The following is a 698-nucleotide window of genomic DNA, read 5'->3' on the forward strand; positions in this document are numbered from 1 at the left end:
GGATGATTCCATTGGCTGTTGCGGCAGTGTTGCTTTGTTCGTTCTTTGTTCAGTCTGGTGAAGGTGCAGTGTTCGCTATGGTGCCACTGGTTAAGCGGCGTATGACAGGGCAAATCGCAGGCATGGTTGGAGCCTATGGTAACGTGGGCGGTGTGACCTTCCTGACGGTATACTCATTCGTTGATGCATCGACCTTCTTTATGGTGATTGCGGGTGCTGCTGTAGCATGTTTGGTTTTGGTTCAGTTTTTGGATGAGCCGAAAGGTCATATGCATGAGGTATTACCAGACGGTACTGTTCAAATGATAGAGGTTAGCTAGGTATAGCTACGACTTTATCGCGAGCCTGTACTTCTGTAAGGCTCGCTTCTATTTTATATCCTCTGTTTTTACCATTTAATATTTATCAGATCTATGCATGAAGGACATGAGTATTCCTACCTGTTGCGTCTGAATTTATGAATAAGGTGGTGTCGTATGACTAGAGCTGTTATCTCAAATACAGGGCTCTCTCAAAAAGAACGCGCACTGTTAATTGATCCCTTGGATTCAAGAGCAGCGTTGTTACGCAGAGCTCTTCGCGAAAACGCTTATCCGATAATCGAGACAGTTACCGAAGCTTGTCTTATGTTGGCTAAAGCGGAGGAGTATCAGCCTGATATTCTCGTGGTAGGTATGGACTTGCCCGACGAAGACACT

General features: G+C 45.6%; 2 pseudogenes. Both read left to right on the plus strand.

What is annotated here, in order from left to right:
- Positions 1–320, plus strand: a pseudogene (locus A3729_RS05405) (MFS transporter); the annotation flags it as partial.
- A gap of 156 nt (positions 321–476) precedes the next feature.
- A pseudogene (locus A3729_RS05410) lies at positions 477–698 on the plus strand (hypothetical protein); the annotation flags it as partial.

The sequence above is a fragment of the Oleiphilus sp. HI0043 genome, assembly GCF_001634935.1.